The following is an 11,101-nucleotide window of genomic DNA, read 5'->3' on the forward strand; positions in this document are numbered from 1 at the left end:
TGTGTTCCGCGAGTGCGCGCGGCGGGACCACGTCGTGCGCAGGGGCGTCCACGCCGTGCGTCGCGGGACTCTTGTCGTGCGCCGCGAGGAGCCCCGTCCGATTACCGGAAGGCCGACTTCCGATAGTGGCGCAAGCGCGCACAAGACGGTCGGTCGAGGTTGACCGGTAACCGTCAAGTACCCAAGGATCTCCGCCATGTCTTCACGAGTCGCCCAGACGAAGATCAAGCGGAGCCGCGTGCGGCGGCTCGGTGAGAGCGCGTTCGGGATGCTGTTGCTGGCGCGGGCCGCACTCATGGCGCTGATCGCGCTGGTGCTGGTGGTGGCGGGGGTGTGGACCTCGTGGGACACCGCTTCGGTCGCCATGACGGGGGACGAGCGCGGCACCGTCACCGTCACCACGTGCGGTGACGAGAGATGCACAGGAACGTTCTCCCCCGCGGGCACGGGCGAGGCGTCGAAGGTGACGGTCTCCCAGTTCGTCTCGGGCGGCAGGGGCGAGACGCTGGAGGTGGCGCGCAAGCCGGGGAGTGACCACGTCGTGCGGACAGGGCCCGCCGGTGTGCTGTACGCCTGGGTGCCGCTGGGCGGCTCGCTGCTGCTGGCGTCGCTCGTGATCGCGGGCGGTCTGCGGATGCGGAAGACGGCGCTGGCCACCGGGGTGTGCGGGGCGCTGGTCATGGGCGGGGCCTGGGCCCTGCTCACCTTCTGAGTCACCCACAAGAAGAAGACGAAGAAGGAGCAGCAGCGCCCAGGCCCCGTCGGCCCGTCCTCCCGGGGGGTCAGCCGGTGTTGCGCAGGCCCGCCGCCACGCCGTTGACGGTCAGCAGCAGGGCTCGGCCCAGGGTCTCGTCCGGCTCCTTGCCCGCGGCGGCCGCCTGCCGCTGGCGGTCCAGCAGGGAGACCTGGAGGTAGGAGATCGGGTCGAGGTAGGCGTCGCGGATCTTGAGCGTCTGCTTCAGGACCGGGTTGGACTCCAGCAGTTCGCTCTCGCCTGTTATACGCAGGACCTCGTCGACGGTGAGGGCGTGTTCGGCCTCGATGGTGGCGAAGACGTGCCGCAGCTCGTCGGGGACGAGGGTCTCCACGTAGTGGCGGGCGATCCGCAGGTCCGTCTTGGCGAGCGTCATCTCGACGTTGGCCAGGAAGTTGCGGAAGAAGTGCCAGTAGGTGTGGGCCTCTTCGAGCACGCTGTCGAGTCCGGCTTCGCGGGCGGCCTTGAGGCCGGTGCCGACGCCGAACCAGCCGGGGACGATCTGCCGCGACTGGGTCCAGCCGAACACCCAGGGGATCGCGCGCAGCCCGTCGAGCCCGGCGCCGGTGTCGGGGCGGCGGGAGGGGCGGGAGCCGAGGTGGAGTTCGGCGAGCTGGTCCACGGGGGTGGAGGCGAAGAAGTAGGCGGGCAGGTCGGGGTCCTCGACCAGTTCGCGGTACGCGTGGTGGGCGGCGTCGGAGACGGTGTCCATGGCCGCGTCCCAGCGGGCGAGCGCCTCGTCGGACTGGCGGGGCGCGGTGTGCAGCGCCGAGGCCTGGAGGGTGGCGGAGACGGTCAGCTCCAGGTTCTCCCGGGCGAGGGAGGGCACCAGGTACTTGTCGGAGATGACCTCGCCCTGCTCGGTGACCTTGATCTCGCCTTCCAGGGTGCCCCAGGGCTGGGCGAGGATCGCGTCGTGGGTGGGGCCGCCGCCGCGGCCCACGGTGCCGCCGCGGCCGTGGAAGAGGCGCAGCCGCACGCCGTGCCGGTGGGCGACGTCGCGCAGCCGGCGCTGGGCGCGGTGGATCTCCCACTGGCTGGTGGTGATGCCGCCGAACTTGGAGGAGTCGCTGTAGCCGAGCATGACCTCCTGGAGGTCGCCGCGGAGGGAGACCAGCTTGCGGTAGGAGGGGTCGGAGAGCATCGCGTCGAGGAGCTCGTCGGCGATCTTGAGCTCGTCGGTGGTCTCCAGCAGCGGGACGATGCCGATCTTGGCCCAGCCGCCGTGCAGGTCGATCAGTCCGGCCTCGCGGGCCAGGACGGCGGCGGCGAACACGTCGTCGGCGCCCTGGCACATGGACAGGATGTAGGACTCGATGACCTCGGGTCCGAAGGTGTCCAGGGCCTTGGCGACGGTTTCGAAGACGCCGAGGGTCTTGGCGCCGGCCGCGTCCAGCGGGGCGGGGCTCGGGGAGAGCGGGCGGCGGGAGCGCAGCTCCTTGGCGAGCAGGCGCTGGCGGTAGTCGCGCGGCATGTCCGCGTACCGCCACGACTCCTCGCCGAGCCGGTCGAAGAGCTGGCCGAGGGCGTGGTGGTGGGCCTCGGCGTGCTCGCGGACGTCCATGGTGGCGAGTTGCAGTCCGAAGGCGGCCACGGTGCGCAGGGCGCGCTCCAGGCGGCCGTCGGCGACCAGGCCGCCGCGGTGTTCGCGCAGCGACTCCTGGAGGAGCTCCAGATCGTCGAGGAGTTCGCCGGTGCCCAGGTAGTCCCAGCCGGGCGCGTGGGGCAGCTTCTCGGCCAGCCGCGTGCGGGTGTTGAGGAGCTTCTGCCGGATGCAGGTGGCCTTGAGCCGGTAGGGCTCCTCGGCGTTGAGCCGCTTGTAGCGGGGGCTGATCTCCGGCAGCCGCGCCAGGTCGGCGTCCAGGGAGTCCAGCAGGGGCTGGGTGGCGCCGCAGTTGCGGATGGAGTTGGACAGGGCTCCGCGCAGCTCGTCCACGTGGCTCAGCGCGTCGGTGATGCCGTGTTCGTGCTGGAGGATCAGCACGTCCCAGGTGACCTGGGGGGTGACGTTGGGGTTGCCGTCGCGGTCGCCGCCGATCCAGGTGCCGAACGTCAGCGGGCGGGTGCCGGACGGCAGCGGGGCGCCCGCCCGCTCCAGCTCGGCGGCCAGGTCCTCCAGTACGTCGCCGACGGCGCCGCGGTGCAGCTCGTCCAGGTAGTAGATGGCGTTGCGGGCCTCGTCGGCCGGTTCGGGGCGGGCGACGCGCAGCTCGTCGGTCTGCCAGATGAGGTCGACGTTCTCGGCCAGCCGCAGGTCGCTGCGGCGCCGCTCGGCCCCGCCGATGGCGTTCTCGGACTCCTCCATCAGCTCCGCGATCTTGCGCAGCTTGGTGAGGACGGAGCGGCGGGCCGCCTCGGTGGGGTGCGCGGTGAAGACGGGGCGTACCGACAGGTTGCGCGCGGTGTCCGCCAGGTGCGCGGGGTCGGCGTCCTTGAGCATGTCGGCGGTACGGGCCAGCATGCCGCCGTCACCGGCGCGGCGGGCCCGCAGCTCGCGGCCGCGGTGCACCTGCTCGGTGACGTTGGCCAGGTGGAAGTAGGTGGAGAAGGCGCGGACCAGCTTGGTGGCGGTCTCGACGTCGGTCTCGCCCAGGAGCGCGGCGGCTGCTTCGCCGTCGCTGCGGGTGAGGGCGCGGACGCGCTCGACCAGGTCGAGGAGTTCCGCGCCTTCCTGGCGGACGAGCGTCTCGCCCAGTAGGTCGCCCAGCCTGCGGATGTCCGCGCGCAGGGCGGAGGTGGCCTCGACGGCGTCGGCGCCCTCGCCGTGGCCACCGCCGAGGGTGTCCACACCGAAGGTGTCGTCGAGCGGGGCGGGGTCACTCGATCCGGGCGCGTTCCGCGAGGGGGTCGAGGCGGGTGGATTGGTGTCGGCGCTGCTCACAGGTGCTGCTCCCTTGGGGGTTCGTATCCCTTGCGGGGTGGCTTCGGGCAGGTGGCGGACCGCGCTGTCCGACGGCACAAGGATAGGTCGGCCCCAGCGTGGTACAGCACCTGTGTCCGAGGCGTGGGCATCGCGCGGCGTGATCGTGCCCCGGTGCGCACCCCTCTTGTCCCGTGTCCTACGGCTGCCATACTTACGACGCCGTAGGTTACGGAACCGTAGCCAAGCCGAGGTCCAATGAGGGACATCTATGACGACTAGTCCGGACGTGCTCGACAGTTCGCCGGAGGCCGCCCCCGCCGCCGGCACGGCCGCGGGAGCCGAGGCCGGCGCCTCGCCCGCCCCGGCTCCCTCCGCGACGTTGGGCGGTGAGCAGCGCCGCTCGGTGGAGCAGATGGCGCTGCTCGCCTTCATCACCGTTCCGTTCGTCGCGCTGGTGGCAGCCGTGCCGCTGGCCTGGGGATGGGGGGTGAGCTGGCTGGATCTGGGGCTGCTGGTCGCGATGTACTTCATCGGCTGCCACGGCATCACGATCGGCTTCCACCGGTACTTCACCCACGGCTCGTTCAAGGCCAAGCGGCCGCTGCGCATCGCGCTGGCCATCATGGGCTCCATGGCCGTCGAGGGCCCGCTGGTGCGCTGGGTCGCCGACCACCGCAAGCACCACAAGTTCTCCGACGCCGAGGGTGACCCGCACTCCCCCTGGCGCTACGGGGAGACGATCCCCGCGCTGATGAAGGGCCTGTGGTGGGCCCACATGGCGTGGATGTTCGACGAGGAGCAGACGCCGCAGCACAAGTACGCGCCCGACCTGATCAAGGACCCGGCGCTGCGCCGCGTCTCGCGCCAGTTCGTGCTGTGGACGGCGGTCTCGCTGCTCGTCCCGCCGCTGGTGGGCGGCCTGGCCACCTGGTCGTGGCAGGGCGCGCTGACGGCCTTCTTCTGGGGCTCGCTGGTGCGGGTGGCGCTGCTCCACCACGTCACCTGGTCGATCAACTCCATCTGCCACGCGGTGGGCAAGCGCCCCTTCAAGTCGCGGGACCGCTCGGGCAACGTGTGGTGGCTGGCGGTCCTCTCGTGCGGCGAGTCCTGGCACAACCTGCACCACGCCGACCCCACCTGCGCCCGGCACGGCGTGGAGCGCGGGCAGATCGACTCCAGCGCCCGTCTCATCCGCTGGTTCGAGAAGGCGGGCTGGGCGTACGACGTGCGCTGGCCCAAGCGGGAGCGGCTGGAGACCAAGCGCTACAAGGACGGGTCGCCCCGCCGCAGGACGGGCGCGGGCGAGGCGGGCTCCGCCGACTTCCCCGCGGGCGAGGCGGCCTCCGCCGACTCCCGGCGTGAGGAGCGAGTGGCCGGGGCGGCATGATGCTGTGGTGCTGACCCAGGGGCCCCGCCCCTGGGTCCCCGGGCGGCCAGCCCCGGGACCCCCCACGCAGCCACACGACAGGGAAGGCCCCACCCCGTGCCGACCGACGAGACGCCGCAGCCGTTCGGCGACGCGCCGCAGCCGTACACCGGTGCGCCACCGGCACCTGACGGTGCGAGGCCGCCGGCGCACCCCGCTGCGCCGTTGCCGAGCATCCCCGACGGCGCGGGCAAGGGGGGCAGGGCGGCCAGGGGTGCCAAGCCCCCCAAGCGCGCCCGCCGCCGGATGACGGGCAAGGAGCGCCGCGAACAGCTCCTGGACATCGGCCGCACCCTCTTCGCCGAGCGCGGCTTCGAGGGCACCTCGGTCGAGGAGATCGCCCACAAGGCCGGGGTGTCCAAGCCCGTCGTCTACGAGCACTTCGGCGGCAAGGAAGGTCTCTACGCCGTCGTCGTGGACCGCGAGATGCGGCGGCTGCTGGACATGGTGACCGGAGCGCTCACCGGCGGGCACCCCCGTGAGCTGCTCGAACAGGCCGCTTTCGCGCTGCTCGACTACATCGACCACTACACCGACGGGTTCCGCATCCTGGTGCGCGACTCCCCGCTGCCGCAGTCCACCGGCACCTTCGCCTCCCTCATCTCCGACATCGCCACCCAGGTCGAGGACATTCTGGGCCGCGAGTTCAAGTCCCGCGGCTTCGACGCGAAACTCTCCCCGCTGTACGCGCAGGCTCTCGTCGGCATGGTCGCCCTCACGGGGCAGTGGTGGCTCAACGTCCGCAAGCCGAAGAAATCCGAGGTCGCCGCCCACCTGGTCAACCTCGCCTGGCACGGGCTGGACGGCCTGGAGCAGAAACCGCGGCTGATAGGGCACCGCAGGTCGTAGCCGGTCGCCCCGCCGCGCGGGGGCGAGAGACCGGGGGCTTCCGGGTAGGTCCTGTCCGGCGGATCATGTGACTGCCTACGGAATCCTCCTACCGCCGGCGGTCCGCCGTCCGCGGAGACGCCACGTCGAGCACGCCATCCGCGAGCAGCCCCGTAGGCGAGCGTGGCGCCCGGACGGCGATCCTCGTTCCAGGGGGATCAGCGCGGCCGTCGGTCGGGGCGGGGCGGCCAGGGCGGATGTCGGCCGCGGCACCGGGTGCGGCCGAGCATCTCCGGGCCGGGAAAAATCGGCCGCCATCGGTGGAAACCTGTGCGAGGATCCCCGCGCGGCGCGTGCACGGTGGTGCGCGCGGTTTTTTTCGCGGTTTCCGCGGTTTCGGGCGCAGAGATGTGTGGAGGTCGGGTCGTGTTCGCGATACCCCTGGGAGACGACGCGGCCGAACTGCGCCCGCTCGAACCCTGGCAGGCCGGGGAGTTCCTGGCCCACATGGAGCGGGGCAGGGAGTTCATCGGACAGCACATCGGCTTTCCCGACCTGGCCACCGACCTGGAGTCGAGCCGCGCCTGCCTGCGGTCGTACGCGGACAAGGCCGCAGCCGACACCGGGCGGATCCACGGCATCTGGACGGACGTGCCGAGGGGATCGCCCGGCAGCGGCGGCAAGCTGGTCGGCGGGGTGCTCTTCCGCACGATGGACGCCGCGCAGGGGGTCGCCGAGGCGGGCTGCTGGCTGGAGCCAGCCGCCGTGGGCAAGGGGCTGATCACCAGGGCGTGCCGGACCGTCATCGACTGGGTGATCGAGGAGCGGGGCTTCCACCGGGTGGAGTGGCTCGTCTCCGCGGCGAACGAGCCCAGCGTCGCGGTGGCCCGCCGCCTGGGCATGACGCGGGACGGCGTGCTGCGCGAGAGCTATCTGTACCGGGGGAAGCGGGCCGACATGGAGATCTGGTCGGTACTGGCCCCGGAGTGGCGGGCGGCCAAGCGGGCGGCGGCCGGCCCCACCGCCTGACCCGGCCGGGCACCCGGTCGGGCCCACCGCCCGACACCGCCGGGCGCCCGGCGCCCGGACCGCCGCCGACACGGCCCGGCCCCCGCCATCGCCGGACCGCCCGGCCGCCGGGGCGCCCCACAGCGCCGGGTGCGCCTTTCGGGCCGGGCGGAAGCCGTCCTCCACGCCCGGATGCGGCTCAGCGTCTCCCGCCGTGGAACCAGACCTTCCCGCCAGCCGCTGGAGTGGCGGCGCCCCCCTGCGCCGCGCCGCTCACCGTTTGACCGCCACCACGAAGATCCGGCGGAACGGCACCGCGGTGGCGCCGTCGGCGCTGGGTGGGTACGCCTCGCGGAGGGCTTCGCCGTAGGCGGCGAGGAACGCGTCGCGGGCGTCCTGGTCGTCGCCGAGGCGGGCGAGGGCGGGGCGGAGGGTGGTGCCCTTGGTCCAGTCGAGGACGGGGTCGGATCCGGTGAGCCGGTGGAGGTAGGTGGTCTCCCAGGCGTCGATGTCGCAGCCGAGGGGGGCGAGGACGTCCGCGTAGCCCGCAGGGTCGAGGGCGTCGGGGCGGGGCACGTCGCCGAGGCGGTCACGCCAGCGGGGTGAGGCGCACAGCTCGGCGAGGAGCGTGTGGCTGGGGGCGCGGAAGTTGCCGGGCATCTGGCAGGCGAGGACGCCGCCGGGCGGGAGCGCGGCGATCCAGTCGGGGAAGGCGTGCTGGTGCCCCGGCACCCACTGGAGTGCCGCGTTGGAGAAGAGCAGGCCGAAGTGTTCGTCGGGGGCGGGGCGCCAGTCGGCGAGGTCGGCGTGGGTGAAGTCGAGGTGCCCGGGGCGGGTGTGGGCCGCGGCCTCCTTGAGCATGTCCTGGGAGCTGTCGTATCCGGTGATGTGCGCCTCGGGCCAGCGCGCGGCGAGGATTTCGCTGGGTCCGCCGGGGCCGCAGCCGAGGTCGGCGATGCGGACCGCGGGGTGTCCCGGCAGGTCGTCGGGCACGCGGGCGAGGAGGTCGCGGAGGGGGCGTAGACGGTATCCGGCATGACGGAGATACTGCTTCGGGTCCCACATGGCAGCAGCGTGCACCGGACTTCTCTTGACGTCAAGAGACTTCACGTCGACAGAACCTCTACACTGATCCCATGGAGGACGAGGTCGACCGTTTGGTGGCAGCATGGCGCCGGGAGCGCCCTGACCTCGACGTCGAACCGCTGGAGGTACTCAGCCGGGTCAGCAGGCTCGCCCGGCACCTGGACCGTGCCCGCCGGATCGCGTTCGCCGAGCACAACCTGGAGCCGTGGGAGTTCGACGTGCTGACCGCGCTGCGCCGCGCGGGCACCCCCTACCAGCTCTCGCCCGGCCAGTTGCTGACGCAGACGCTCGTCACCTCCGGGACGATGACCAACCGCATCGACCGCCTCGCCAAGAAGGGCCTGGTCGAACGGCTGCCCGACCCCAGCGACCGGCGCGGCGTACTGGTCCGGCTGACCACCGAGGGCCAGGACCGCGCCGACAGCGCCCTGTCCGGGCTGCTCGACCAGGAGCGCGCCCTCCTCGCCGAGCTCTCCACCCCGCAACGCGACGAACTGGCCTCTCTGCTGCGCCGGCTGACAGCTCCGTTCGACAACATCCCCATCTGACGGCCCGCCCGCGCCCGCACGGCCCGCAGCCGGCCCCCACCTCCCGCGCGGAAACCCGCCCGCCACCCGCACGGGCGCCACCCGCGCCGTGCCCTACCGGACCGGGCGCCGTGCCCCTACGATCACGCGCATGGCCATGGGCGCGCGGTTCGCATCACGTACGGTCGTCATCTCCGGTGGAGGCTCCGGGATCGGGGCCGCGACGGCGCACCGGCTGGCGGACGAGGGGGCGGCCGTCGTCCTCCTCGACCGGGAGGAGCCGGGGGCGCACCGCACGGCCCGCGAGATCACGGCGTCGGGCGGGCGCGCCGCTTTCGTCCTGGGGGATGTCACGGACGAACCCGCGTGGGCGCGCGCGGTGGCGACCGCACACGAGGGTTTCGGGCCGGTGGACGGGCTGGTGTGCAACGCGGCGATGGCGCGGAACGGCGCCGCCGACGAGATCTCCGTCGCCGACTGGGAGAGCCAGCTCCAGACCAACCTGACGGGCGCCTTCTTGGGGGTGCGCGCCTGCGTGGCGGACCTGCGCCGGCGCAGCGGCGCGGTCGTGCTGACGTCCTCGGTGCACGCCCTGGTCGGCCTGCACGGGCGTCCCGCCTACGCGGCGAGCAAGGCGGGTCTGACCGGGCTCGGCCGCCAGCTGGCGGTGGACTTCGGCCCGCAGGTGCGGGTCAACTGCGTGCTGCCGGGGCCGGTCATGACACCGGCCTGGGACGGGGTCGAGGAGGAGGACCGGCGACAGGCGGCGCACGAGACGGTCGTCGGCCGCCACGGCCGCCCCGACGAGGTCGCCGCCGCCATCGCCTTCCTGCTGTCCGAGGACGCGTCGTTCGTGACGGGCGCCGGGCTGGTCGTGGACGGCGGCTGGAGCGTCTTCAAGCACTCGGTGTGAGCCCGTGAGGCCCTGGGGCCGCCCTCTCGAAGCACCCGGTGCCGGGCCGCCCGCCCCGTATCGGGCCGGCGGCCCGCTCAGCCGGCGATGTCCGCGTAGGCGATGGCCCGCGCCACGTGTGAGCGCACCAGGTACTCGCCGGGGACGGCGTTGCGCTCGCCGAACGCGGCGGCCTGCTCGCGCCCCATGTAGCGGCCGCTGATCCTGGTGGCCCAGTCGCGCAGGACGTCGAGGTCCTCGATGAACTCCTCGGCGACGCATTCGAGCATCACGAAGCTGAACGGGGGCTGCTGGTCGTCGACGCACAGGGCGAAGCGGGGGTCGCGGTGCAGGGAGGTGTACTTGAGGGAGTCGCCGCCGGTGGTGAACAGCAGGCGCCCCTCGTCGTCCAGCAGGAACCACACGGGCGTCACGTGGGGGCGGCCGTCCTTGCGGGCGGTGGCCAGCTTGCCTGTGCGGGTCCCGGTGAGGACGAAGTCGCGCCACTGGGCCTCGGTCATCTGCTGCATCGTCGCTGCTCCCGCACTCGTCCCGGCAGAGACGGCACAGCATAGGCACCAGTGAGGGCACTTGGTGGGACCTCAGCGGGCCACCGCGGGCTCCAGCTCGGCCGGGCCCACGCCGGCGCGCCGGGCGAGCGCGACCGCGGCCAGGGTGGAGTGGACGCCCAGCTTTCCCAGGACGTTCTGCATGTGGGTGCGCACCGTGTGCGGCGAGAGGTAGAGCCGCTCGGCGACGGCCTTGCGGCCCAGTCCGGCGACCATGCAGCGCAGCACTTCCCGCTCGCGCGGGGTGAGGGATTCGACGAGGCGTTCGCTCTCGGTGCGGTGCTTGCGGGTGGCGGTCAGTTCCCTGAGTACGCCGGTGAGGAGGGCGGGCGGCAGATGCGTCTCGTCCTTGAGGACCCCTCGGATGACCTGGAGCAGCCGGGAGAGGGAGCAGTCCTTGGCGACCCAGCCGCCTGCCCCTGCCTGGAGTGCCGCCGCGGCGTGCCGGGGGTCGTCACGCTCGGCGAGGACGACGGTGCGCACGGCCGGGTACTCCGTCCGTACGCGCGCCACCAGGGGTAAGCCGCCCGAAGGCGCGGACACGGTGGTGGAGGTGGACGCGACGGCCGTCACGTCGGCGGGCTGCTCCTCCAGCGGCCCGGCGGCGCCCACATGCCGTGCCGGGAGAGGGGCGGCCGGGAGCGTCGCCGTGGCGGCGGCTGCCGGGACGGCGGCCGGGACCTGGCCGGGTGCCTGGGGTGCGGCGGGCCTGTCGCCGTTCGTGCGGAGGGGCACGGGCGGCGGGGGCGAGGTGCCGTTCATCGGTGTGCCCAGGTCGGCGTCGACCAGCAGCACGTCGAACCTGCGGCCCTCCGCCGCGCCCCGCTCCAGATGGCGCAGCGCTGCCGTTCCGCTGCCCGCCGCGCCCACTTCGACGTCCTGTTCGGCCGCGAGCGCGGCGGCCAGAGACTCGGCGAAGATCCGGTGGTCGTCGACGACCAGCACGCGAATACGTTGCATGGCACCCCCTGGCAGTGCGGGTACGGCGCCCATGGGCGGGAAGCGCGTAGCGACACGGCCGCCGCCGTGTTCGTCTGTCTACCCCGCCCCTGGGCGTCGTACCCGGCTGTCTCGCCCCCTGATCAGCGCCGGCCCCCACCGGCGCTGTGCATACGTTTCAGAGTACGGCTGGGCTGTGGCAAGGGAAG

The 11,101-nt window shown here is 72.9% G+C and carries 10 protein-coding genes; 6 read left to right on the forward strand and 4 right to left on the reverse strand.

Features of this window, described 5'->3' with window-relative positions:
• Positions 1 to 196 precede the first annotated feature (196 nt).
• Positions 197 to 712, forward strand: coding sequence for a hypothetical protein (locus DQ392_RS05035; protein WP_114014247.1), 516 nt, complete (start codon positions 197 to 199; stop codon positions 710 to 712).
• Between the two features lie 70 nt (positions 713 to 782).
• On the opposite strand, the gene ppc is transcribed toward DQ392_RS05035, so the two are convergent.
• Positions 783 to 3,635 carry a phosphoenolpyruvate carboxylase gene (gene ppc / locus DQ392_RS05040; RefSeq protein WP_114014248.1) on the reverse strand — a complete coding sequence of 951 codons (2,853 nt, stop codon included), beginning with the start codon at positions 3,633 to 3,635 and terminating at the stop codon, positions 783 to 785.
• A gap of 250 nt (positions 3,636 to 3,885) precedes the next feature.
• On the opposite strand from ppc, the gene DQ392_RS05045 reads away from it, so the two are divergent.
• The 3 genes from DQ392_RS05045 (at position 3,886) to DQ392_RS05055 (ending at position 6,900) form a co-directional block, all read left to right on the forward strand.
• Positions 3,886 to 5,004 (forward strand): acyl-CoA desaturase, encoded by a 1,119-nt coding sequence (locus DQ392_RS05045; protein WP_114014249.1) that lies wholly within the window; start codon positions 3,886 to 3,888, stop codon positions 5,002 to 5,004.
• Positions 5,005 to 5,217: 213 nt separating this feature from the next.
• Positions 5,218 to 5,892, forward strand: coding sequence for a TetR/AcrR family transcriptional regulator (locus tag DQ392_RS05050; protein WP_114014328.1), 675 nt, complete (start codon positions 5,218 to 5,220; stop codon positions 5,890 to 5,892).
• A 405-nt stretch (positions 5,893 to 6,297) separates the two neighbouring features.
• Positions 6,298 to 6,900, forward strand: a complete 603-nt coding sequence (locus DQ392_RS05055; protein ID WP_114014250.1) for a GNAT family N-acetyltransferase — start codon at positions 6,298 to 6,300, stop codon at positions 6,898 to 6,900.
• Between the two features lie 252 nt (positions 6,901 to 7,152).
• On the opposite strand, the gene DQ392_RS05060 is transcribed toward DQ392_RS05055, so the two are convergent.
• Complete coding sequence (locus DQ392_RS05060) at positions 7,153 to 7,944, reverse strand: trans-aconitate 2-methyltransferase (RefSeq protein WP_114014251.1); 792 nt, start codon at positions 7,942 to 7,944, stop codon at positions 7,153 to 7,155.
• A gap of 71 nt (positions 7,945 to 8,015) precedes the next feature.
• Here DQ392_RS05060 and DQ392_RS05065 point away from each other — a divergent pair, with 71 nt between their 5' ends.
• Positions 8,016 to 8,513 (forward strand): MarR family winged helix-turn-helix transcriptional regulator, encoded by a 498-nt coding sequence (locus tag DQ392_RS05065; RefSeq protein WP_114014252.1) that lies wholly within the window; start codon positions 8,016 to 8,018, stop codon positions 8,511 to 8,513.
• Between the two features lie 130 nt (positions 8,514 to 8,643).
• Positions 8,644 to 9,405 carry an SDR family NAD(P)-dependent oxidoreductase gene (locus DQ392_RS05070; RefSeq protein WP_245981188.1) on the forward strand — a complete coding sequence of 254 codons (762 nt, stop codon included), beginning with the start codon at positions 8,644 to 8,646 and terminating at the stop codon, positions 9,403 to 9,405.
• Positions 9,406 to 9,482: 77 nt separating this feature from the next.
• On the opposite strand, the gene DQ392_RS05075 is transcribed toward DQ392_RS05070, so the two are convergent.
• Positions 9,483 to 9,914 carry a PPOX class F420-dependent oxidoreductase gene (locus DQ392_RS05075; protein ID WP_114014253.1) on the reverse strand — a complete coding sequence of 144 codons (432 nt, stop codon included), beginning with the start codon at positions 9,912 to 9,914 and terminating at the stop codon, positions 9,483 to 9,485.
• 72 nt (positions 9,915 to 9,986) lie between these two features.
• Positions 9,987 to 10,913: a response regulator transcription factor gene (locus tag DQ392_RS05080; RefSeq protein WP_114014254.1), complete on the reverse strand. Its 927-nt coding sequence runs from the start codon at positions 10,911 to 10,913 to the stop codon at positions 9,987 to 9,989.
• Between the last annotated feature and the right edge of the window lie 188 nt (positions 10,914 to 11,101).

It is taken from the genome of Streptomyces reniochalinae (genome assembly GCF_003323735.1).
Classification (GTDB): Bacteria; Actinomycetota; Actinomycetes; order Streptomycetales; family Streptomycetaceae; genus Streptomyces; species Streptomyces reniochalinae.

Excerpts from the sequence above, each read along its gene's own strand:
- DQ392_RS05080 (WP_114014254.1), bottom strand. The coding sequence starts at position 10,913 with ATGCAACGTATTCGCGTGCTGGTCGTCGACGACCACCGGATCTTCGCC.
- DQ392_RS05070 (WP_245981188.1), top strand. The coding sequence starts at position 8,644 with ATGGCCATGGGCGCGCGGTTCGCATCACGTACGGTCGTCATCTCCGGT.
- DQ392_RS05075 (WP_114014253.1), bottom strand. The coding sequence starts at position 9,914 with ATGCAGCAGATGACCGAGGCCCAGTGGCGCGACTTCGTCCTCACCGGG.
- DQ392_RS05065 (WP_114014252.1), top strand. The coding sequence starts at position 8,016 with ATGGAGGACGAGGTCGACCGTTTGGTGGCAGCATGGCGCCGGGAGCGC.
- DQ392_RS05060 (WP_114014251.1), bottom strand. The coding sequence starts at position 7,944 with ATGTGGGACCCGAAGCAGTATCTCCGTCATGCCGGATACCGTCTACGC.
- DQ392_RS05035 (WP_114014247.1), top strand. The coding sequence starts at position 197 with ATGTCTTCACGAGTCGCCCAGACGAAGATCAAGCGGAGCCGCGTGCGG.
- DQ392_RS05045 (WP_114014249.1), top strand. The coding sequence starts at position 3,886 with ATGACGACTAGTCCGGACGTGCTCGACAGTTCGCCGGAGGCCGCCCCC.